23 protein-coding genes are annotated in these 21,783 nt (G+C 72.9%); 11 read left to right on the top strand and 12 right to left on the bottom strand.

The annotated features are described in order from the left end of the window. Positions 1-24 precede the first annotated feature (24 nt). Entirely contained in the window at positions 25-1,401 is a 1,377-nt protein-coding gene (locus tag ABZ898_RS00910; protein ID WP_361651441.1) for a DUF3152 domain-containing protein, read from the bottom strand. Positions 1,402-1,409: 8 nt separating this feature from the next. Continuing rightward, the gene (locus ABZ898_RS00905) at positions 1,410-2,390 is read right to left on the bottom strand and encodes an alpha/beta fold hydrolase (protein ID WP_361651439.1); all 981 of its coding nucleotides are present in this window, start codon (positions 2,388-2,390) and stop codon (positions 1,410-1,412) included. Between the two features lie 198 nt (positions 2,391-2,588). Here ABZ898_RS00905 and ABZ898_RS00900 point away from each other — a divergent pair, with 198 nt between their 5' ends. From ABZ898_RS00900 to ABZ898_RS00885, 4 genes are all read left to right on the top strand, one after another. Further along, a complete protein-coding gene (locus ABZ898_RS00900) occupies positions 2,589-2,813 on the top strand; it encodes a hypothetical protein (protein WP_361651437.1) in 225 nt (74 codons plus the stop codon). A gap of 146 nt (positions 2,814-2,959) precedes the next feature. Beyond that, positions 2,960-3,601 (top strand): TetR/AcrR family transcriptional regulator, encoded by a 642-nt coding sequence (locus ABZ898_RS00895; protein ID WP_361651435.1) that lies wholly within the window; start codon positions 2,960-2,962, stop codon positions 3,599-3,601. A 120-nt stretch (positions 3,602-3,721) separates the two neighbouring features. Further along, complete coding sequence (locus ABZ898_RS00890) at positions 3,722-3,949, top strand: DUF3107 domain-containing protein (RefSeq protein WP_361651433.1); 228 nt, start codon at positions 3,722-3,724, stop codon at positions 3,947-3,949. A 168-nt stretch (positions 3,950-4,117) separates the two neighbouring features. Then, entirely contained in the window at positions 4,118-4,387 is a 270-nt protein-coding gene (locus ABZ898_RS00885; RefSeq protein ID WP_361651432.1) for a hypothetical protein, read from the top strand. Between the two features lie 22 nt (positions 4,388-4,409). On the opposite strand, the gene ABZ898_RS00880 is transcribed toward ABZ898_RS00885, so the two are convergent. Beyond that, complete coding sequence (locus ABZ898_RS00880) at positions 4,410-5,174, bottom strand: ferritin-like fold-containing protein (RefSeq protein ID WP_361651430.1); 765 nt, start codon at positions 5,172-5,174, stop codon at positions 4,410-4,412. A 504-nt stretch (positions 5,175-5,678) separates the two neighbouring features. Between ABZ898_RS00880 and ABZ898_RS00875 the strand changes: the two genes are divergently transcribed. Beyond that, on the top strand, positions 5,679-7,946 hold the full coding sequence (locus ABZ898_RS00875; protein WP_361652251.1) for a DEAD/DEAH box helicase: 2,268 nt from the start codon (positions 5,679-5,681) through the stop codon (positions 7,944-7,946). A gap of 63 nt (positions 7,947-8,009) precedes the next feature. Here the strand turns inward: ABZ898_RS00875 and ABZ898_RS00870 are convergent, their stop codons facing one another. Beyond that, positions 8,010-8,906 (bottom strand): NYN domain-containing protein, encoded by an 897-nt coding sequence (locus ABZ898_RS00870; RefSeq protein ID WP_361651428.1) that lies wholly within the window; start codon positions 8,904-8,906, stop codon positions 8,010-8,012. Positions 8,907-9,125: 219 nt separating this feature from the next. Here ABZ898_RS00870 and ABZ898_RS00865 point away from each other — a divergent pair, with 219 nt between their 5' ends. Then, positions 9,126-9,281, top strand: a complete 156-nt coding sequence (locus ABZ898_RS00865; RefSeq protein ID WP_361651426.1) for a hypothetical protein — start codon at positions 9,126-9,128, stop codon at positions 9,279-9,281. A gap of 47 nt (positions 9,282-9,328) precedes the next feature. Here ABZ898_RS00865 and ABZ898_RS00860 read toward each other — a convergent pair whose 3' ends face one another. The 4 genes from ABZ898_RS00860 to ABZ898_RS00845 form a co-directional block, all read right to left on the bottom strand. Then, complete coding sequence (locus tag ABZ898_RS00860; RefSeq protein ID WP_361651425.1) at positions 9,329-9,934, bottom strand: MarC family protein; 606 nt, start codon at positions 9,932-9,934, stop codon at positions 9,329-9,331. 141 nt (positions 9,935-10,075) lie between these two features. Further along, a complete protein-coding gene (locus ABZ898_RS00855) occupies positions 10,076-10,933 on the bottom strand; it encodes a PHP domain-containing protein (protein ID WP_361651423.1) in 858 nt (285 codons plus the stop codon). Positions 10,934-11,025: 92 nt separating this feature from the next. After that, complete coding sequence (locus ABZ898_RS00850) at positions 11,026-11,673, bottom strand: DUF6758 family protein (protein ID WP_361651421.1); 648 nt, start codon at positions 11,671-11,673, stop codon at positions 11,026-11,028. A gap of 118 nt (positions 11,674-11,791) precedes the next feature. Next, a complete protein-coding gene (locus tag ABZ898_RS00845) occupies positions 11,792-12,388 on the bottom strand; it encodes a suppressor of fused domain protein (RefSeq protein ID WP_361651419.1) in 597 nt (198 codons plus the stop codon). 459 nt (positions 12,389-12,847) lie between these two features. On the opposite strand from ABZ898_RS00845, the gene ABZ898_RS00840 reads away from it, so the two are divergent. Beyond that, a complete protein-coding gene (locus ABZ898_RS00840) occupies positions 12,848-13,963 on the top strand; it encodes a magnesium and cobalt transport protein CorA (protein ID WP_361651417.1) in 1,116 nt (371 codons plus the stop codon). Positions 13,964-13,986: 23 nt separating this feature from the next. Continuing rightward, a complete protein-coding gene (locus ABZ898_RS00835) occupies positions 13,987-14,514 on the top strand; it encodes a hypothetical protein (protein WP_361651416.1) in 528 nt (175 codons plus the stop codon). Between the two features lie 19 nt (positions 14,515-14,533). Here ABZ898_RS00835 and ABZ898_RS00830 read toward each other — a convergent pair whose 3' ends face one another. After that, entirely contained in the window at positions 14,534-15,190 is a 657-nt protein-coding gene (locus tag ABZ898_RS00830; RefSeq protein ID WP_361652249.1) for a hypothetical protein, read from the bottom strand. 295 nt (positions 15,191-15,485) lie between these two features. Between ABZ898_RS00830 and ABZ898_RS00825 the strand changes: the two genes are divergently transcribed. Genes ABZ898_RS00825 through ABZ898_RS00815 form a run of 3 tightly spaced genes read left to right on the top strand, consistent with a single transcriptional unit; the run spans position 15,486 to position 18,504 of the window. Further along, entirely contained in the window at positions 15,486-16,790 is a 1,305-nt protein-coding gene (locus ABZ898_RS00825) for a CBS domain-containing protein (RefSeq protein ID WP_361651414.1), read from the top strand. Continuing rightward, positions 16,783-17,328: a DUF1003 domain-containing protein gene (locus tag ABZ898_RS00820; protein ID WP_361651412.1), complete on the top strand. Its 546-nt coding sequence runs from the start codon at positions 16,783-16,785 to the stop codon at positions 17,326-17,328. The genes ABZ898_RS00825 and ABZ898_RS00820 overlap by 8 nt, the downstream gene beginning before the upstream one ends. A 42-nt stretch (positions 17,329-17,370) precedes the next feature. Continuing rightward, on the top strand, positions 17,371-18,504 hold the full coding sequence (locus tag ABZ898_RS00815; RefSeq protein WP_361651410.1) for an Mrp/NBP35 family ATP-binding protein: 1,134 nt from the start codon (positions 17,371-17,373) through the stop codon (positions 18,502-18,504). Between the two features lie 61 nt (positions 18,505-18,565). Here the strand turns inward: ABZ898_RS00815 and ABZ898_RS00810 are convergent, their stop codons facing one another. The 3 genes from ABZ898_RS00810 to ABZ898_RS00800 all read right to left on the bottom strand — a co-directional run bounded on the left by ABZ898_RS00810 (position 18,566) and on the right by ABZ898_RS00800 (position 21,760). Next, positions 18,566-19,237, bottom strand: a complete 672-nt coding sequence (locus ABZ898_RS00810; protein WP_361651408.1) for a hypothetical protein — start codon at positions 19,235-19,237, stop codon at positions 18,566-18,568. 273 nt (positions 19,238-19,510) lie between these two features. Beyond that, positions 19,511-19,963 carry a sec-independent translocase gene (locus ABZ898_RS00805; RefSeq protein ID WP_361651406.1) on the bottom strand — a complete coding sequence of 151 codons (453 nt, stop codon included), beginning with the start codon at positions 19,961-19,963 and terminating at the stop codon, positions 19,511-19,513. 84 nt (positions 19,964-20,047) lie between these two features. Then, the gene (locus tag ABZ898_RS00800) at positions 20,048-21,760 is read right to left on the bottom strand and encodes a trypsin-like peptidase domain-containing protein (RefSeq protein ID WP_361651405.1); all 1,713 of its coding nucleotides are present in this window, start codon (positions 21,758-21,760) and stop codon (positions 20,048-20,050) included. Positions 21,761-21,783: the final 23 nt, after the last annotated feature.

Raw genomic sequence — 21,783 nt, 5'->3', positions numbered from 1 at the left:
CAATGCGACATGAGTCCGCTTCCGTCAACTCTTGGGGTAGGGCCAGGCGTTGGGCAGGCAGTGGATGCCGTCGTGGTCGAGGAACTTGGTCTGCTGCTGCATGACCGGGGCGATCTCGCCGTCCTTCTCGCACGTCACGTGCCCGTGGCCGAGCCGGTGGCCGACCTCGTGGTTGATGAGCATCTCGCGGTAGGAGTAGATCTTGGCGTCCCCGTAGGTGGCACTGCCCTGCGCCCAACGGTAGGCGTTGATCATCACGCGTTCGGTGGCCGCCGAGTCGCAGGAGACGTTGTCCTCGGTGGTGTCCAGGCCCGACTTGGCGCACCACTCGGCGGTGGTGCCGGGGCTGGCCAGCGTGATCACGAAGTCCGGCTTGCCGGTGGAGACCCGCTCGAAGGTGCGCTCACCGCCGTGGGCCCAGCTCCGCTCGTCGTTGAGGGTGCGCTGCACCGCCTCGGCGAACAGCACGCCGTCCAGGCCGAGTCCCTCCTCGACGTCCACCCGGTAGGTCAGCTTGCGGCCCTTGCCGGGCGCCTCGGCGGAACCGGGCACGGTCTCGAACTTGCCCGAACCCTTGAGGGTCGCCCCTAGGGGATAGAGGCGGTCCATCTTCTGGGCGTACGTCAGGGGGACGACGTCCGGCGGGGCGGAGGGCAGCACCTGGCCGCCGGCCGCCACGCCTCCGGTGGCCGCCTGGGCCCGGGACTCGCCCTGGGCGCGGCCGTCGGCGACCTGGCCGGCGACGACCACGGCGAGCACGGTGGTCACCGCGGCGGCCGCGACCCCGGTGAACGCCCGGCCCTTGCCGCCGTGCCGGGGCGCGGGCGCGGCAGCGGGCGGCGGCGTCCCGCCGTCGTCCGGCGCGGTCCTCGGGCCGGGTACGGCGGGACGGCGGGCGGTGTCCGGGGCGGCGCCCTCCGCGAAGGCGTCCAGGTACTCCCGGCGGGGGCCGGGGCCCGCGTCCACCGGCTCCGAGCGGCGCTGCCGGGGGAAGGGCGGGGCGGCGGGACGCTGCCCGGTGTTCTCGAACTCCCCCCAGCCGCCGCCCTCTTCGCGCTGCTCGGGGTGGGGTCCGCGGGCCTGCCCGAGCCGGTCGGCGTAGGCGCCCGGAGCCCGGCCGCGGCCCCCGTCGCCCGCGTCGCGGTCCTGGCCGCCCGGCACATGCCGCCCGGCACCGCTGACGGTCGCGCCGAAGGCGCCCGCGGCGGAACGCCCGGCACCCCACGACTCGCCGCCGGGAGGTGTCCCCCGGCCGTCCTGGCCGGCGGCCGCGGGCCGCCGGCGGGCGGCGAAGTCACCCGTCCCGGTGAAGTCCTCGGCGGCCGGGGCCGCCGTGTCCGTGCCCTGTATGGCCGAGGCGTCCCCCTTGGGAGCCGGTCCTCGGCGGCTGTGTCGTCCCACCCCTGCCCTCAGTTCTGCGCGTCCGTGGCGTCCGATGCGGCGCTCTTCGCGAGGAGTTCACGAAACGCCCTGGCCACCAGTTCCGGATATTCCATCATCGCCACGTGCCCGGCGTCCGGCAGGGACAGCAGCGTGGAGTCCCTGAAGGAGCGGGCGGCCTTGGCGGCCATGCGGAAGCCGACGAGTTGGTCCCGGCCACCGTAGACCAGCAGGGTCGGCGCGAGCACACGCTCGGCCTGCCGCCACAGTCCCTGCTGCCCGCCCAGGGTGTAGGCGTCGACGATCCCGCGCGCGGAGCAGGCCATCGCGTCCCAGAAGTACGGCAGCCTCAGCCGTCGTTCGAGTTCCTCCACCGCGTACTGGAACGCCTCCGGCGACACGCTCGCGGGATCGCCGTAGCAGAGGGCCGTCACCCCGCGCACCCGCTGCTCGGCGGTCCACCCCCTGGTGATCCGGTTGAACAGCGAGGACACACCGGGCACGCCCAGCAGGGCGGTGGGGACCGCGCTGCGCTGGACGCGCAGCTCCGGCAGGGCCGGTGAGATCAGCGTCAGGCTGCGCACCAGGTCCGGTCGGACGGCCGCCACGCGCGTGGAGACCGCGCCGCCCAGGGAGTTGCCGAAGAGGTGGACCGGACCGCGACCGGCGGCGTCGAGATGGCGGATGACGGCGCGCGCGTGGCCGGTGACGGAGTAGTCGCCGTCGTCCGGCGGCGGGGAGTCGCCGAAGCCCGGCAGATCGACGGCCTCGGAGTCGACGACGCCGTCCAACTCGGCCATCAGCGCCGACCAGTTCTGCGAGGAACCGCCGAGGCCGTGCACGTACAGCGCGGGTTCCAGGCCGTCTCGCGCGGGCGGCCGGGACCGGACCGACAGGGTGACCCCCGGCAGTCGCACCGACCTCATCCGCTCGCCCTCGCCCACCCTTACGGGTGCGACCCGAGGGAGCACGCTCGCGGCCGGCACGGAAGGTGACTCGGTCGAAGACATGCGCCAATGTTACGAGACGATCACACCGTGGCTCATGTGTTCGCCCTCACAGGTGCGGACGAGTGAGGCGGCGACGGCCTTCGCCGACGGCGTGGCGTCGCCGGAGGCCGTTTTCTAGGCTTGTATGACAGCGCACCCGCGGGGTACCCGCCCGACCCAGAGGTTCCTGGACGGATGCTGGAAGGAAGGGAGGCCGTCATGGCCCACTACCCCACCGAGCCGGACGAGATCGAGAGCCCCGACGACGGCTCCGGGGCGCCGATCGATGTCGAGGCCCCCGAGAACGACGCCGCCGAGCAGCGCGCGCCTCTCACCCAGGAGCGGGACGAGCCGCTGAGCGAGGTGGACCCGGACCGGGGCAGCGAGGGCGATCTGATCGAGCAGGCGCGCGTGGTGGGCACCGACGAGGACGACTACCGCTGACCGGACGGGACCGGGGCCGAGGGCCACGGCTTTCGCCGTCGTCCGCCACGTGAAATTCTGCGCTCGCACCGCGCACACCACGGTTACCGAAAAGTACGATGGCCGCGCGGCCCGACACCGCATGAGGGACGACATTGGGAGGCGGCGTGACAGCCATCGAGCAAACAGAGGCAGCACGCCCGCGCGGCACCCGTCTGCCGCGCCGAGCCCGGCGCAACCAGTTGCTGGGCGCTGCCCAGGAGGTCTTCGTCGCCCAGGGCTATCACGCGGCGGCGATGGACGACATCGCCGAGCGCGCCGGAGTCAGCAAGCCGGTGCTCTACCAGCACTTCCCCGGCAAGCTCGACCTCTATCTCGCACTGCTGGACCAGCACTGCGAGGCGCTGATCCAGGCCGTGCGCGCCGCGCTCGCCTCGACGACCGACAACAAGCAGCGCGTACGGGCGACCATGGACGCCTATTTCGCGTACATCGAGGACGACGGCGGCGCCTTCCGTCTGGTCTTCGAGTCGGACCTGACGAACGAGCCGGCCGTGCGCGAGCGCGTCGACAAGGTGACCACCGAGTGCGCCGAGGCGATCTGCGAGGTCATCGCGGAGGACACCGGCCTGTCCCGCGCGGAGTCCATGCTGCTCGCCTCCGGGCTCGGCGGCCTCGCCCAGGTGGTGGCCCGCTCCTGGCTGCACAGCGACCGCAGCGTGCCGCGCGACCAGGCGGTGCAGCTGCTCGCCTCGCTGGCGTGGCGCGGCATCGCGGGTTTCCCGCTGCACGGCACCGACCAGCACTGACGCGGCGTGTTCGCTGATGGCGTTCCCGCCGGAGGCGTACGCGTCCCCTCACCGGGCTAATGTGTGCAGCGTACGGCGCGGCAGAACGCGCACATCACTGACCGTCGGAGGGACATAGCCGTGGAGGTCAAGATCGGCGTGCAGCACGCGCCCCGCGAGATCGTTCTGGAGAGCGGTCAGAGCGCCGAGGAGGTCGAGCGCGTCGTGGCCGACGCCCTGGCCGGCAAGTCGCCGCTGCTGAGCCTCGAGGACGAGCGCGGCCGCAAGGTCGTGGTCCCCGCGGACCGTCTGGCGTACGTGGAGATCGGCGCGCCGGCCGCCCGCAAGGTGGGCTTCGGCACGCTGTAGGCGCGACATTCGTGAAGGACCCGGTGGCCTCTGGCCGCCGGGTCCTTTCGTGTGTGCGGCGCGCACCGCTCGCGCACCCGACGGGTGCGGGGGAGGATTGCAACGCGCAGGTCACGGGTATGTCGGGCTGTGACCGCATGAGGACGCAGATGTGGGAGGGACCGCTAGATGATCCTGGATGTGCTCGGTTCGGCCGCGCTCGGCCTCGTCCTCGCCTTCGCGGCCGCGCGCCGTCTGCCGCACCGGCTGCCCGCCCGCCCCCTGGTCTTCGCCACGGCCGTCGCGGGCGCCCTGTTCGGGGACTTCGTCACGCACAGCAGCCTGGGCCCGGCCCCGCTCCCGCTGACCCTGCTGGGTGCGGCCGTGGTGTCCGCCGCTTCCCTGTCGCTGCTGTTGCGCCCGGCCGGGCGACTGCGCGGGCGATCCGCGCCGGCGTAGCCGCCCCTGACCGGTCGGGGGGTCAGGCCGCGAGACCCAGCGCGGCCATCCGCTTGGTGTGCGCCTCGGTGATCCGGGTGAACATCCGGCCGACCTCCGCGAGGTCGAAGCCGTCGGCGACACCGCCGACCAGCATCGTGGAGAGCGCGTCCCGGTCCGCGACGACCCGCTGCGACTGGGACAGCGCCTCGCCCATCAGCCGCCGGGCCCACAGCGCGAGCCGCCCGCCGACGCGCGGGTCGGCGTCGATGGCCGCGCGGACCTTCTCCACCGCGAACTCCGCGTGCCCGGTGTCGTCCAGGACGGCGAGGACGAGTTCACGGGTGTCGGTGTCGAGGCGGGCCGCGACCTCGCGGTAGAAGTCGCTCGCGATCGAGTCGCCGACATAGGCCTTGACCAGGCCCTCCAGCCAGTCCGAGGGGGCCGTCTGGCGGTGGAAGCTCTCCAGCGCGGCGACGAAGGGGTCCATCGCGGCGGTCGGCTCCGCGCCGATCTCGGTCAGCCGGTTCCGCAGCCGCTCGAAGTGGTGGAACTCCGCCGACGCCATCTTGGCCAGCTCCGCCTTGTCCGCGAGGGTCGGCGCCAGCTTGGCGTCCTCGGCCAGCCGCTCGAACGCCGCCAGCTCGCCGTACGCGAGCGCGCCGAGCAGGTCCACGACGGCCGCGCGGTACTGCGGGTCGGCCGCGGCCCGCGCCCAGTCCTGGGCGGCGACACCGGTGGGGCCGTCGGTGGCGGCGTCCGCGGTCTCAGGGTTCTCGGACTTGTCAGAGCTAGTCATGAGCCGCACAATAGCCCGCTCGCCCTGTCCCGGAAGCCCCTGGTCAACCACTGTGACCACCACTACGTGACCAATTCGGCCATCGCGTGTGCGTCGATCCGGGGTATGGTGGTAATGCGCCCGCTGAGCGTGCCGACGGTTTTCGGCACGTCCCGACGGGGGCGCACGTATGAGGATGCCCGGTCGGTGGCCCGATCGGCTCCGACCTGACAGCTCTCCCCGGCCGTACCGCAGCACGCGTACGACGAGCGGAGGGACATCCTTGGCGGTTCGAACGCTAGAGCGTCGGCAGAGGTCCCGTGTCATACGGCTTGCCCAGTTGGTCCGTCCGAACGGCGGCCGGCGTCCCCGGCACGGTCGACATGATCCCCGCGATCCCCGCGCTCGCCTCGCACCGCATACACAGAAGAGGCAAAGCTCCTGACTACGACATTTCGTGACCTCGGCATCCTTTCCGAGACCGCTGAGGCCCTGGAAGCCGTCGGCATCACCAACCCCTTCCCCATCCAGGAACTGACGCTCCCGGTGGCCCTCTCGGGCTCGGACGTCATCGGCCAGGCCAAGACCGGTACGGGCAAGACCCTCGGCTTCGGTCTGCCGCTCCTGGAGCGCGTCGTCGTCCCCGCCGACGTCGAGGCCGGCCGCGCCGCCCCGGAGGCGCTGACCAGCGCGCCGCAGGCGCTCATCGTCGTGCCCACCCGCGAGCTGTGCACCCAGGTCACCAACGACCTGCTGACCGCCGGCAAGGTGCGCAACGTTCGCGTCCTCGCCATCTACGGCGGCCGTGCCTACGAGCCGCAGGTCGAGGCCCTGAACAAGGGCGTCGACGTCGTCGTCGGCACCCCCGGCCGGCTGCTGGACCTGGCGGGGCAGAAGAAGCTGGACCTCAGCCACGTCAAGTGCCTGGTGCTGGACGAGGCCGACGAGATGCTCGACCTGGGCTTCCTGCCCGACGTCGAGAAGATCGTCAACATGCTGCCGGCCAAGCGCCAGACCATGCTGTTCTCGGCCACCATGCCGGGCGCGGTCATCGGTCTCGCCCGCCGCTACATGTCCCGCCCGACCCACATCCGCGCCACCGCGCCGGACGACCAGGGCGCGACGGTCGCCAACATCAAGCAGTTCGTCTACCGCGGTCACTCCATGGACAAGCCGGAGATGGTCGCGCGCATACTGCAGGCCGAGGGCCGCGGTCTCGCGATGATCTTCTGCCGCACCAAGCGCACCGCCGCCGACATCGCCGAGCAGCTCCAGCGTCGCGGCTTCGCCTCCGGCGCGGTCCACGGCGACCTCGGCCAGGGTGCCCGCGAGCAGGCGCTGCGTGCCTTCCGCAACGGCAAGGTCGACGTGCTGGTCTGCACCGACGTGGCCGCGCGCGGCATCGACGTCGGCGGCGTGACCCACGTCATCAACTACCAGTCCCCCGAGGACGAGAAGACCTACCTGCACCGCGTCGGCCGCACCGGCCGCGCCGGTAACAAGGGCACGGCCGTCACGTTCGTCGACTGGGACGACATCCCTCGCTGGCAGCTCATCAACAAGGCGCTGGAGCTGGACTTCAACGAGCCGGTGGAGACGTACTCGACGTCCCCGCACCTCTTCTCCGACCTCAACATCCCGGCGGGCACCAAGGGTGTCCTGCCTCGCTCGGAGCGCACGCGTGCCGGTCTGGACGCGGAGGTCGTGGAGGACCTCGGCGAGACCGGTGGCCGTGGCGCGCGCGGCGGCCGGTCCGACCGCGGTGGCCGTGGCGGCCGCGCCGAGGCCGCGCCGGAGCGCGAGCGCTCGGAGCGTTCGGAGCGCACCCCGCGCCGTCGCCGTCGTATGCGCGGCGGTGCTCCGGTGGAGGCGGGCGCCGCTCCCGCGGCGGAGACCACCGCCGTGGAGGAGCCGCAGGGTCCCCGCACCCCGCGCCGTCGTCGCCGTACGCGCGGCGGTGCGGCCGGTGAGCCGGTGACGGCGGCCGTGGAGACGGTCACCGAGACCCCGGCGGCCGACGCCCCGAAGCAGCCGCGTCGCCGTACGCGGGCCGCCGCGGTGGCCGAGCCGGCGGCTCCGGCCGTCGCCGCTGTGGAGGTCCCCGAGGCGCTGGAGGCTCCGGCCCAGCCGCGCCGCCGTACCCGCAAGCGCGCGGAGGCCGTCCCGGCCGTGGCCGAGACCGTCGTCGAGGCTCCGGTCGTGGAGCCGGTGGCCGAGGCCCCGGCGACCAAGCCGCGCCGCACCCGCAAGGCCGCCGTCACCGCCGAGGCGGTCGTGGACGCGGTCGAGGCCCCCGTGGCCGAGGCCCCCGCGACCAAGCCGCGCCGCACCCGCAAGGCCGCTGCCGCCACGGTCGACACGGCCGAGGCCGTCGAGGCCAAGCCGCGTCGCACCCGTAAGGCCGCCGTCGCGGAGCCGGTCGAGGCCCCCGAGGCCGAGGCCCCCGCGACCAAGCCCCGCCGCACCCGCAAGACGGCCGCCGCCAAGGCCGACACCGCCGGCACCGCCGAGGTCGTCGAAGCCGTCGAGGCCAAGCCGCGTCGCACCCGTAAGGCCGCCGTCGCCGCGGTCGACACGGCGGAGGCCGTCGAGGCCAAGCCGCGCCGGACCCGCAAGGCCGCCGCCGCGGAGCCGGTCGAGGCCCCCGAGGCCGAGGCCCCCGCGACCAAGCCCCGCCGCACCCGCAAGACGGCCGCCGCCAAGGCCACCGCGGAGATCCCGGCGCAGGCGAGCGAGGAGCCGGAGGCCAAGCCGCGCCGCCGGACCCGCAAGGCCGCCGCCGCGGAGCCCACCGAGGCCTGAGCGAAACCCGCACGACGAGGAAGGCCCGGCCCCCTGGCGAAGGGGGCCGGGCCTTCCCGGCTGTCAGTACTGCGTCTGCAAGTGCTCCCAGAACCCGTCCCGCAGGGCCCGGCGCAGGTCGGCCTGGCCGCGCAGGGAGTACTGGAGCAGTCCCTCCGCCTCCACCAGGAGGTCCTGGTCGACCGAGCCGGGCAGGTACGGGTGGCCGGGCAGCAGCTCCATCAGGCTGTCCCGCCCCCGGGAGACCAGCCACTTCGCCGCGATCTGGGCGCCGACGAAGCGCACGTCCTCGCGGGTCGGCCGGTTGCCGGACGTCGCCTCGTAGGCGGCGGCGGTGCGGCGGGAGACGTACGGCTTGCAGAACTCCAGGTCGAAGGTGCGCTGGCTGTCGACCTCCCAGAGCAGCGGCTCGGCCTGGTTGCGGCCCTCGGGCGCCTCGATGCCCCACAGGTGGACCCGGGCGCCGTACCCCTGCGCGGCCTCGACCGCCGACACCAGATCCTCGTCCCCGCCGAGGAGCGCCGCGTCGCTGATGGCGCGGTGGCGGGCCAGGGACTCCAGGTCGGTGCGGATCAGGGAGTCGACGCCCTTCTGCTGGTTGTGGGCGTTGAGGTTGCCGAGGCGGACCTTGACGTCGGGCAGCTCGGCGATGGACTGCTGCTCGGAGGTGTGGATGCGGCGCCGGGCGCCGTCATACCAGTACACGCGCAGCAGGCGGCTGTCGGCGAAGATCGAGCGGGCCTTGTCGATGAGCGCGTCGATCAGGCCCTCGGCGTCGAGGTCGAAGGCGCGGCGGTCCTCGGTCCCGGCCACCAGACGTCCGGCGGCCGCGTAGAGATAGCCCGCGTCCACGAAGATCGCGTGCGTGGAGGGTGTTTTCGCCACCTCGGCGAGCATGCGTTGTAGCAGCTCGTTGGTGTGATCGATGCGGGCGCCGAGTGCCGCCAGGTCGTCGTTCATCGGGTCCATTGTCCCGGCCGTCACGCTGCGAGTACAACCGGTCCCCGTCAGTCCCCTTGCGAGGTGCTTTTACCGGACAGTAATTAGCCCGTCAAAAAATTTCCTTAGCGTAGGGAATGTTTGCGGTAGGCCGTTCGTTGTCTACACATGTGACACCGCGACAACACGTCGCACACCAGTAGTTCTCCGCAGGAGGATGACCAGACGAAGGGAGAAGCCATGCGCTTCGAGATCAGGCGACTCGACGAGGCCGACGGTTCGACCGTGGACAGCACCGTCGTGGACGCCGCCTCCGTCAACCGGATCGTGCAGCAGGCGGCCGCCATCGGCCAGCGCCTGTGGATCCGCCCCGCTGAAGGCTGCCCGGCCTCATAAGGGCGCACGACGCACCCAAGCCTTCCGGGGGAGCCGAGAGCTGGCTCTCAGCTCCCCCGGATCACCTGAGTGACTCCGTTGATGATCTGCTGCACGGCGATCGCGGAGAGCATCATGCCCGCGAGCCGCGTCACCAGGACGACACCGCCGTCCTTGATGACCTTGATGACCAGCAGCGAGTAACGCATCACCAGCCACAGCACGACATGGATGGCGAGGATCGCCGACCAGACCGAGACCTGCGTGGCGACACTTCCGGCCTTCTGCACGGCCAGGATCACCGAGACGATCGCGCCGGGACCGGCGAGCAGCGGCATGCCCAGCGGGACGAGGGCGACATTGACGTCCTTGGTCTGCTTGGGCTCGTCGGTCTTGCCGGTCAGCAGGTCGAGCGCGATCAGCAGGAGCAGCAGCCCGCCCGCGATCATCAGCGCCGGGACCGAGACGTGCAGGTAGTCGAGGATCTGGTGGCCGAGGAGGCCGAAGACGGTGATGACGCCGCCCGCCACGCAGACGGCCTGGAGGGCCATCCGCTTCTGGACCTTGGCGGGCCGCCCGGCGGTGAGGGCGAGGAAGATCGGGGTGATCCCCGGCGGGTCCATGATGACGAAGAGGGTCAGGAACAGGGAGCCGAAGACGGCGAGGTCGAACATCGAGTGCCTTGCTTGATGGTGCAACCGCCGCACGGACGCCCGCGACTTCCTCACGGGGAGGATCGCGGGCGCGCGCACGGCGGACGTGCGGGTGATCGGATGAAGGGGATGCGGAAGAAGGAGGGGCGGGCGCCCCGGGGCTCAGGCTCCGCCGGTGCCGGGCACGGGGAACGCGCCGGTGGCCCGGCGGATGATCTCCCCGTAGACCTCGGGATCGGTGGTGTTCTCGCCGAGGGCGACGGTCTTCCGGGTGCCGTGGTAGTCGGAGGAGCCGGTGACCAGCAGGTCCAGCTCCCCGGCGAGGCCGCGCAGCCGGGTGCGGGTGGCCGGGTCGTGCTCGGTGTGGTCGGCCTCCAGGCCGTCCAGGCCGGCGGCGGCCATCGCGGCGATGGCGTCCGGTGGCACCGTGCGGCCGCGCTTGGCGGCGGCGGGGTGGGCGAGGACGGCCACGCCGCCCGCGTCCTTCACCAGCCGGATCGCCTCCAGCGGGTCCGTCTCGTGCTTGTCGACGAAGGCCCGGCCGCCGTCGGCCAGCCACTCGGGCGTGAAGGCGTCGCTCACGGTCGGGACGACACCCAGTTCCACCAGCGCGGACGCCAGGTGCGGGCGGCCCACCGTGCCTCCGGCGGCGATCCGCTCGACCTGCTCCCAGGTGACCGGTACGCCGAGCGCGTTCAGCTTGGCGATCATCGCGTGGGCACGCGGCACCCGGTCGTCCCGGACCAGCTCGCGCTCGGCGAGCAGGGCGGGCTCCTCGGGGTCGAAGAGGTAGGCCAGCAGATGCAGGGAGACCCCGTCGATCCGGCAGGACAGCTCGGCGCCGGTGACCAGGGTGAGCCCGTCGGGCAGCGCGGCGAGTGCCTCGGCGTACCCGCGGGTGGTGTCGTGGTCGGTCAGCGCGACCACGTCCAGTCCGGCGCCGGCGGCCGCGCGCATCAGCCCGGCGGGGGTGTCCGTGCCGTCCGAGGCCGTGGAGTGGCAGTGCAGGTCGATGCGCACGGCTGCTCCGGAGGGCTGGGGGACGACGGGGACCACCCAAGGATAGCCGCGCCCAGGGGATGCCTGTCACCCCCGCTCCCCGGGGGCGCCCCCTACACCTCGGGGCTCATCAGCCGGGGCGAGAGCGCGCCGCAGGGCACGAGATCCACCTCGGGGCCCGCGTCCCGGAGATCCGTCAGCACCAGTTCGTCGTACATCAGCAGGCCGGACTGCGCGGGCCAGGTGACCGCCCACAGCCATACGCCGAGGGCCTCGCCCGCGAAGACGGCACGGTCGTCCGGGGTGTCGGTGACGTGCCAGAGCGGGGTGGGCCGGCCGGCGGCCAGCACCTTGGCCTGCGGCGGTTTCTCCACGTCCATGCAGGGGCCGGGGTCGGGGCCCTGGAGCCCCGCGTACCGCGCGCCGAGGCCGACGCCGGGCTCCTCGGCGACGAGGACCAGCTCGCCGGGGCCGCCGAGCGGGCCGGGTCCGGAGCAGGCCACGACGGTGGCCCGGCCGCCGCCGGGTGCGTCTCCCGCGTAGGCGACGCCCGTGAACAGCCAGCCGACCGGCAGCGGCCACGGCATCCACAGCGGGACCTGGGTGCGCTGCACGACGGCGGTGAGCGCCTCGACGCTGGGCGGGATCACGGGCTGCAGCGGGTACACCGCGCCGTGCGCGTCGCACTGCCACGTGTCGGCGAAGAGGCCGGGGGCCCGGACCCGGCCACCGCACCTCGGGCAACTGGGTTCGCCCTTCATAGAGCCCCACGGTCCTACCCCGGCAGCCGCACGTCAAGGACGATCACCCGTACGGCCCCGGCCCCTTTATCGGGGTTCAGTCAACTCCCCGACCTTCAGCGGCACTTGGTGACCTTCCTCACTCCGGGGCAGGTCCGAGCGGCACGGAGGCGCGGCCCGGGTCGCGCAGGTCGGTGCCGTGGGTGAGCCAGCGCTCCTGGAGCGCGCCCGCGCCGTGCACCCGCTTCCAGGCGGCCTCGTTCGGGGTCATCGGCAGCAGCGGCAGGAAGCGCACCGGGTCCAGCGGGGCGTCCAGCTCCAGGTCCTCCACCAGCCCGCCCGGCTCCCCCACCAGCACCGATGTGAAGGGCGCTCCGGCCCACAGCGGCTCACCCACGTCCAGCGAGGCGCCGGGGGCCACGACCAGACCCTCGACCTGCGGGGACGCGGCGAGCACGGCGAGCGGACGGAGCACGCCGCCGGTGTCGGTGACGCCCGCGCGCACGGAGAGGACCAGCTCGGCGCGCGGCCCCCCGACGGGGTCGGCGATCATCGCCGTGGGGTCGGTCATGGGGTGTGCCGACATGCCCAGGGTGGCGTACCGGACCACGTCCCCCTCCTGGAAGCGGAGCACCTCGACGCGGTCGGCGCCGAGGAAGGTGACCGAGGCGCGCGCGTCCGGTTCGCCCAGCGCCGAGTTCAGCCGTGCCTCGACCAGAGGAAGAACATCAACCATGCGGTGAGCATAGAACTCGTCAGCGGCAGGCAAAGCTGCGCCTTGACACAACGGGCTGCTGCTACGCTGAGCCGGTGGTTCGGGGCCGCGTGCACATGCTCGCCGTCGAGTCCCCGACGCCGATGAGACTCCCTTACGAGGGACCGGCCGGAGGAGGTGGGGCTGTCATGGATCGAAGTCGACCGTGCAGTACCACTCGCTCTTCCGGCTGTTGATGTCATTCCTGGCTGACCGCCACCTTTTCGTTCGCTTCGCCGTCCGGAAGAGCACTTCGTTTCGCTTTGCCTGATCTGCCTGATCTCACTCAGTCCTGCATCAGTAGCGAAGTCGCCACCGCGACGGTGCGGTGCTCCCCGCTTTGTGGACGTGCCGAACACACGCAGTCCGGACGTCCCCATTCCGGGTAGTTCCACCCGTCGCCGGCGCACTCTCGTTGCCCGCCCGCGAAGGAGCCTGCCCATGTCGATGATCCGCGACCTGCGAGCCGTGGTCCGTCCGTCCCGCCCCGCCCCGCGCAAGGACGCGGCCTCCTCCTTCGCCGCCGATCCCACCACGTCCTCGGCCGTGGTCGACTGCGCCGTCTACCGCGACGGAGCCCGGGTGGACAGCGGACGCCCCCTCAGCCCGCAGGAGGCGATGCGCGAGGTCCGCAAGGACGGCGGCTTCGTCTGGATCGGTCTGCACGAGCCGACCGAGGCCGAGTTCGCGGGTATCGCGGGCGTGTTCGGGCTGCACCCGCTGGCCGTGGAGGACGCGGTCCAGGCGCACCAGCGGCCCAAGCTGGAGCGGTACGACGACTCGCTGTTCACCGTGTTCAAGACCGTCCACTACGTCGAGCACGACCAGCTCACCGCCAACAGCGAGGTCATCGACACCGGTGAGGTCATGTGCTTCACCGGCCGGGACTTCTTCATCACCGTCCGGCACGGCGGCCAGGGTTCGCTGCGGGCGCTGCGGCACCGGCTCCAGGACGACCCCGAACTGCTCGCCAAGGGCCCCTCGGCGGTGCTGCACGCCATCGCCGACCACGTGGTGGACGGTTACATCGCGGTCGCCGACTCGGTGCAGGACGACATCGACGAGGTGGAGACGGAGGTCTTCTCCCCCGGCCGCAACGGCGGGGTCTCCCGCGGTGTCGACTCGGCCCGGATCTACCAGCTCAAGCGCGAGGTACTGGAGTTCAAGCGCGCGGTCGCCCCGCTGCTGCGCCCCATGCAGCTGCTGAGCGAGCGGCCGATGCGGCTGATCGACCCCGACATCCAGAAGTACTTCCGCGACGTCGCCGACCACGTGGCCCGCGTCCACGAGCAGGTCATGGGCTTCGACGAGCTGCTGAACTCCATCCTCCAGGCCAACCTGGCGCAGGCGTCCGTCGCGCAGAACGAGGACATGCGCAAGATCACCGCCTGGGCCGCGATCATCGCCGTGCCCACCATGGTGTGCGGGGTCTACGGCATGAACTTCGACCACATGCCCGAGCTGCACTGGAAGTACGGCTACCCGGTGATCATGTGCGTCACGGTCGTGCTCTGTCTGGGCATCCACCGCACGCTGAAGCGCAACGGCTGGCTCTGAGCGCTCCTGGATAGGCTGGGCGCATGACCAGCGAGCCGCCCGCCCGGGCCCTCTTCGACCAGGCCCTCATCGAGGAGGCCACCAAGAAGTCCGGCCTGATCTGGGTCCGGGGGGATCAGGCGCCCGCCGCGCGCCCGCTGTGGCACGTCTGGCACGACGGTGCCGCCTGCCTGGTCGGTGACGGCCCCGGCGAGCAGCCGCTGACCGGTCTCACCGACGGCGGCGCGGCCGAGGTGGCGGTGAAGAGCAAGGACAAGGGCGGCCGGGTGGTCACCTGGCGGGCGACCGCGCACCGGCTGGCCCCCGGGTCTCCCGAATGGGAGGCGGCCGTCGCGGAGTTGAAGGGCAAGCGGCTCAACGCCCCCGGCGGCGAGGAGATCACGGCCCGCTGGGCGCGCGAGTGCGCGGTGCTGCGCCTGGTGCCCACCGGGGTGGCGCCGCCCCCGGCCGGCAGCCTGGCCGAGCCTCCGCTGCCCACCCCGGCCACCACCCGCTCCCCCGTCCCGGCCGCCCTGCCCAGGCTGCTGGCCCGGCGCCGCAAGCGGGCATAGCCCCCTGGGCCGCGTCCGCCTAGGAGGTGGGGAGCTGGCCGCCGTAGTCGACCGTCTCGGACTCGTCGGGCTCGGCGGCGGTGAAGTCCTTGCCCCACTCGGAGAAGGTCAGCGTCCCGGCGCCGCCGCCGCGCACCAGGCGCAGCGGGTAGGGCTTGCCCCGCAGGGAGACGTCGAGGGTGCCGCCGGGGCCGCCGTCGCCGGTGATCCGGATCGTGGGGGTGCCGGCCTGCTCGTGGTGGCCCACGGTGGCGAGCTTGCCGTGCAGGGGGAGCAGGGCGGGCAGCAGGACGTCCTTCTCGGTGAAGCCGCTGAACTTCTTGTACGCCGGGTCCTCCTGGGGGACCTTCACGTACTTGCCGTCCAGCTTGCCCGCGGCCGAGGTGTCCCCGCCGTGGTTCCAGAAGGCGGCGTCGGCCTTCAGGTAGAGCTCGTCGCCGACCCGCAGCAGCCGGAAGCTGGACTTCTTCGAGGTCACCGAGCCGCTGGCGCCGCCGGACTTCAGCCGCATGTCCAGCTTGAAGGACACCCCGCCGGTGACGACGGTCCCGGCCAGGTGCACGGCGGGTGCCGCGTCGGCGGCCGCCCGGCTCTGTGTCCGGATCTTCTGCGCGGGCAGCCGGCCCACCCCGTTGGTCCCGGCGTCCGGGTCCTCCTCGCCGCATCCCGTCAGCATCGTGAGCGCCGACACGGCCAGCACGCACAGCGCGGTGGCCCGCGCGGTCCGCACCGCTCTCCAGGTGTGGGCCTGGAAAATCGCAGTCACAGGTGGGGCTGCCTCTCTGCCGGGTGCCAAATGGGCGTACGGCAGCGTACCGGGGGCACGCGCCCCGAGCGGAGCCCGTCCGTCCGGACCGTCCGCCGGGGCGTTTCCGATCGGTACGGGCTAGCCTGAAGCGCACGGACATGGCCATACCGGAGCGAATCGACACCAATCCCCACGCGTCCCGCGCACGGCAAAGGAAGCAAAGATGGCAGCCGGTGTTCCCCGGATCTTCGTCTCGCACCTCGCCGGGGTCCCCGTCTTCGACCCGGCGGGCGACCAGGTGGGCCGGGTCCGCGACGTCGTCGTCATGCTGCGCGTCGGCCGCCGCCCGCCCCGGGTGCTCGGACTGGTGGTGGAGCTGTCCACCCGGCGCCGCATCTTCCTGCCCATGACCCGGGTGACCGGCATCGACTCCGGCCAGGTCATCTCCACCGGCGTGGTCAACGTCCGCCGCTTCGAGCAGCGGCCCACCGAACGCCTGGTCTTCGGGGAACTGCTGGACCGGCGGGTGAAGCTGGTGGAGACCGGCGAGGAGGTCACCGTCCTCGACCTGTCCGTGCAGCAACTGCCCGCACGGCGCGAGTGGGAGGTGGACCGGGTCTTCGTCCGCAAGGGGAAGAAGGGCGGCGCCTTCCGGCGGGCCAAGGGCGAGACGCTGACCGTGGAGTGGTCGGCCGTCACCGGGTTCTCCCTGGAGGAGCACGGGCAGGGCGCGGAGAACCTGCTCGCCACGTTCGAGCAGTTGCGCCCCGCCGACCTGGCCAACGTGCTGCACCACCTCTCCCCCAAGCGGCGCGCGGAGGTGGCGGCCGCCCTGGACGACGACCGGCTCGCGGACGTGCTGGAGGAGCTGCCGGAGGACGACCAGATCGAGATCCTCGGCAAGCTCAAGGAGGAGCGCGCGGCCGACGTGCTGGAGGCCATGGACCCCGACGACGCCGCCGACCTGCTGGGCGAGCTGCCGGAGGACGACAAGGAGCGTCTGCTGAGCCTGATGGCGCCCGAGGACGCGGCGGACATGCGGCGTCTGATGCAGTACGAGGAGCACACCGCGGGCGGGCTGATGACGACCGAGCCGATCGTGCTGCGCCCGGACGCGACGGTCGCCGACGCGCTCGCGCGGGTCCGCAACCCCGACCTCTCCCCGGCGCTCGCCGCCCAGGTCTACGTCTGCCGCCCGCCGGACGAGACGCCGACCGGGAAGTACCTGGGCACCGTGCACTTCCAGCGGCTGCTGCGCGACCCGCCGTACACCCTGGTCAGTTCGCTGGTGGACGACGACCTGCTGCCACTCGCCCCGGACGCCACGCTGCCCGTCATCGCCGGGTTCTTCGCCACGTACGACATGGTCGCCGCGCCCGTGGTGGACGAGTCCGGGGCGCTGCTGGGCGCGGTGACCGTGGACGACGTGCTGGACCACATGCTGCCCGACGACTGGCGCGAGACGGAGTTCCACCTGGACGAGATGCCGGACGCGGGCGCCGGGCGGGAAGCGGGCACGCATGGCTGAGCGCGACGGCGGCCGGGAGGGCCGCGACCGCGCCCCGGCGGGCGCCACCGCCTCCCGGCCGCGCGGATTCCGGCTGGACCAGCCGCGCCCGCCCCGCCGCCGGGTCCTGCCGGAGTGGGACCCCGAGGCGTTCGGCCGGCTGTCGGAGAAGATCGCCCGGTTCCTGGGCACGGGACGCTTCATCGTCTGGATGACGGTCGTCATCATCGTCTGGGTGCTGTGGAACATCGCGGCACCGGACGTGGTGCGCTTCGACTCCTACCCCTTCATCTTCCTGACGCTGATGCTGTCCCTCCAGGCGTCCTACGCGGCGCCGCTGATCCTGCTCGCGCAGAACCGGCAGGACGACCGCGACCGCGTCAATCTGGAGCAGGACCGCAAGCAGAACGAGCGGTCGATCGCGGACACCGAGTACCTGACCCGCGAGATCGCCGCGCTGCGCGCGGGCCTCGGCGAGGTCGCCACCCGCGACTGGATCAGGTCCGAGCTGCAGGACCTGGTGCGGGAGCTGGAGGGACGTGACGCAGACGACCGCTGAGGGGCTACCCGAAGGCCCCCGGGGGCGCCGTACCATCGTCCTATGGCTACGGAAGACGCGGTGCGCGAGGCACTGGCGACGGTGAACGACCCCGAGATCAACCGCCCCATCACCGAACTCGGGATGGTCAAATCGGTGGAGATCGGCGCGGACGGAGCGGTCGCGGTCACGGTCTACCTGACGGTCTCCGGCTGCCCGATGCGCGAGACGATCACCCAGCGGGTCACCGACGCGGTCGCCGCCGTCGAGGGCGTCACCTCCGTCGAGGTCACGCTGGACGTGATGAGCGACGCTCAGCGCAAGGAGCTGGCCGAGGCGCTGCGCGGCGGACAGGCCGAGCGCGAGGTCCCGTTCGCCAAGCCCGGCAGCCTCACCCGCGTCTACGCGGTCGCCTCCGGCAAGGGCGGCGTCGGCAAGTCCTCGGTGACGGTGAACCTGGCGGCCGCGCTGGCCGCCGACGGTCTGAAGGTCGGTGTCGTGGACGCCGACATCTACGGGCACAGCGTGCCGCGCATGCTGGGCGCGGACGGCCGGCCCACCCAGGTCGAGAACATGATCATGCCGCCGTCGGCGAACGGCGTGAAGGTCATCTCCATCGGCATGTTCACCCCCGGCAACGCCCCGGTCGTGTGGCGCGGCCCGATGCTGCACCGGGCGCTCCAGCAGTTCCTGGCGGACGTGTACTGGGGCGACCTGGACGTGCTGCTGCTGGACCTGCCGCCGGGCACCGGTGACATCGCCATCTCGGTGGCGCAGCTGGTCCCGAACGCGGAGATCCTGGTCGTCACCACCCCGCAGCAGGCGGCGGCGGAGGTCGCCGAGCGCGCGGGCTCCATCGCGGTGCAGACGCACCAGAAGATCGTCGGCGTGGTCGAGAACATGTCCGGGCTGCCCTGCCCGCACTGCGACGAGATGGTGGACGTCTTCGGCACGGGCGGCGGCCAGGCGGTCGCGGACGGCCTGACCCGCACCACGGGCGCGACGGTCCCGGTGCTCGGCAGCATCCCGATCGACGTGCGGCTGCGCGAGGGCGGCGACGAGGGCAAGCCGGTCGTGCTGACCGACCCCGACTCCCCGGCGGGTGCGGCGCTGCGCGCCATCGCGGGCAAGCTGGGGGGCCGTCAGCGCGGCCTGTCCGGCCTGTCGCTGGGGATCACCCCGCGCAACAAGTTCTGAGCCCGGACACGACGGAAGGGGGCGCCGGCGGGATTCCGCCGGCGCCCCCTTCCGTCGTCCGTCAGGCGTAGGCGCCGATGTCCTTCACGACGGCGAAGCCGAGGCCGTAGGCGCTCATGCCCCGGCCGTACGCGCCGACGTGGACGCCCGCCTCGGTCGCGCCGGCGAGCACCCAGCCGAACTCCGACTCCCGGTAGTGGAAGGGCGTGGCCACGCCGTCCACCGGCAGGGAGAGCTTCGACCACTCCGCGCCGTCGAGGTCGTCGGCCAGCGCCCAGGCGGTCTCGGTCTGCTGGTCGAGCCAGTCGTCGCGCAGGGTGTGGTCCATCTGGCCGGGCCAGGTGACGGACAGCAGCCCGACCCCGGCCAGCCAGGCCGCCGAGGAGACCGACGTGGCCTCCAGCAGCCCGGTGCCGTCGGCGCTGCGGCGCGAGGGATTGACCGGCACGGTGACGACGACGGCGAACTTCTCCCGCGGCTCGTCCGAGGAGTTCGCGCTGTGCTCGTTGCGTACGGACGGCTCGTCGCCGTGGCCGATCGAACCGTGCTCCACCGCCCCGTCGGCGGCCAGGCCGACCTGGAGCAGCCAGCGGGGGCCCGTGAACGCCTCGTCGAGGCCGTACCAGGGGAAAGGCGCCCGCAGATAGCCGTCGACCGACCGGCCGCCGAGATGGCCGCGCCGGCCGCTCTCACCGGCCGGCGTCTGCGCGCTTACCCGACTCGTGGTCTCCATCTGCCCGGACGCCTCCTCGTTCTCGTCGGACCGGGGCGGGACCCGCCCCCCTTCGGGCGTACGCGCCCGGTCCGCACAACAACTCGGCAGCATATCCACACCGCTGAGGGCAGCCCGGAATGCGGCGGGCGCGTGGGGCTCCGGAGACCGCCGATCGCGCGATGGACGGCTGGTACACGCCACGGAACCCGCCTCGTGGGGCGGGTTCCGTGGCGTGTCGTGATCCTTCGGCGCGCTGCGGGGCCGAGCGGGTGATGCCGTGCGGTACGGGCGTCAGGTGGCGTCGGCGTCGAAGGGCGGGCGCTCGTCGCGCGCGGGCTCGGGCTTCTTCGTCATGTCGACCCGGCCGCCGGACTCCGCCGGGGCGGACGTGGTGGGGCCGGGCAGGGCCGGGGAGGCGCTGTCGCGGCCGTTCACGGAGTCCGTCAGCTCGGCCATCTCGCGCTTCAGGTCGAAGCCGCTGCGGATCTCCCCCAGCCCCAGCTCGTCGTTGTCGAGCTGCTTGCGCAGGAACGCCTTGGGGTTGAGGTCCTCGAACTCGAAGTCCTTGAACTCCGGCCCCAGCTCGCTGCGGATGTCCTGCTTGGCGTTGTCGGAGAACTCCCGGATCTTGCGCAGCGTGCGCGTGACGTCCTGGATGAACTTGGGCAGCTTGTCCGGACCGAAGACGAGCACGGCGAGGACGATGAGCGTGACCAGCTCAAGCGGCCCTATGTCATTGAACACCTGAAAGCTCCTTGCGTGTCCTCGGTCGCTCAACGGTACCCGGCACACCTGCCGGACCGGTACCGCCCCGTGGTGAGACTTGCGTCAGTTCTCCCCGGAGGCCGCCCCCAGCTTGAGCGTGACGGTCCGCCCGGCACCCGGGCGCCCCACGGTGAGGCGGAGCCGGTCGCCGGGGCGGTGCGCGCGGACCCGGACGATCAGCTCCTCACCCGAGTGGACGGGGTGTCCGTCGACCTCGGTGATCAGGTCGCCCGGCTTCAGTCCGGCCCGGTCGCCGGGGCCGCCGCCGACGACGGCGGAGCCGTCCCCGATCCGGGCGCCGTCGCCGGAGTAGTCCATGTCGAGCGTCACGCCGATCACGGGGTGGGTGGCGTGCCCGTCGTTGATCAGTTCCTCGGCGACCCGGCGGGCCTGGTTGACCGGGATGGCGAAGCCGAGGCCGATGGAGCCGGACTGGCTCTCGGTGGAGCCGGAGTCCCGGCCGGCCGAGCGGATGGCGGAGTTGATGCCGATCACACGGGCGTGGGAGTCGAGCAGGGGGCCGCCGGAGTTGCCGGGGTTTATCGGCGCGTCGGTCTGGAGCGCGTCGACATAGCTGACGTCGCTGCCGTCGCCCTTCTCGCCGCCCGCGGTGATGGGGCGCTCCCTGGCGCTGACGATGCCGGAGGTGACGGTGTTGGCGAGGTCGAAGGGGGCGCCGATGGCCACCACCGGGTCACCGACCCGTACGCCGTCGGAGTCGCCGAGGGGCAGCGGGGTGAGGCCCTTCACGCCCTTGACCCGGACGACGGCCAGGTCGTAGCCGCTGTCCCGGCCGACCAGCTCGGCCTCGGCGGTGTCGCCGCTGCTGAAGGTCACCGTGATGTCGCCGTCGGCGGAGGCGGGCGCGACGACGTGGTTGTTGGTGAGGATGTGGCCCCGGCCGTCGAGGACGAAGCCGGTGCCGGTGCCCGCCTCGGCGGCGCCCCGCACATGGAGGGTGACCACGCTGGGCAGGGCGCGGGCGGCTATCCCGGCCACGCTGTCGCGGGCCCGCCCGTCGGGCACGGCCCCGGCCTGGGGCAGGCGGACCGTCGTGGTCCCCTCCCGCTCGATCCAGGCCCCGGCGAACCCTCCGACGCCGCCGGCCAGGAGCGAGATGCCCACGAAGGCTCCGACGAGCCTCCTCCGGGCCCGCCCCCCGCGCCGCGCCTCGGTGAGGAGGGGCGGCACGGGGTGCTGGAGGGGCGCGGAGCCCCCGCGCGCCTGGAGGGAGGGCGGTGCCGGGTTCCAGGGGTCGTAGCGGGGCGCCGGGTCCTGGTCGGGGGCGGCGTCCGGGGGCGGTACGGGGGTGTGCGCGGCCGGGTCGGGCGGGACGGGGGGCGCGGGTGCGGAGGGGCCCGGCGGGGTCTGGGGCGACGGTGTGCCGTGGGCGGGGGTCGCCATGGGGTGCTGAACGGGCGGCGCGGGGGCCCAGGGGCCCGGTCCGCCGTAGGGCGGGGTGCCGTAGGGGTCGGGGTCGTGCAGCGGCCTGGGGCGCGTGGTGGCGCCGCCGTCCGCGTGGCCGGCGTCGGTGCCGGGCGGCGGCCCGGCGGGGCGGTCGGCGCTGTCGGGGCGGTCGGCGTCGTCCGGGCGGTCGGCGCTGTCGGCTCCGGTGGGCGTCTCCTCCGGCTGCCCGGCCGGTCCCGGCTCGCCGCCTCGGGCGACGGCTTCCGCCCCGGTCCCGTCCGCGCCGGCGGCGGTCTTCGGCCTGGCCAGTTCGAAGTCGCCGCCGGTCCGGGACGGGGACGGCTCCGGCGTCGGGTTCCCCTCGTTCATGCTCTCCCCAGGGCTGGCCGCGC

The organism is Streptomyces sp. NPDC046860 (assembly GCF_040645115.1).
Lineage (GTDB): Bacteria > Actinomycetota > Actinomycetes > Streptomycetales > Streptomycetaceae > Streptomyces.
The sequence above is the reverse complement of the archived record's forward strand: the minus strand, read 5'-3'. Positions and strand labels throughout refer to the sequence as shown.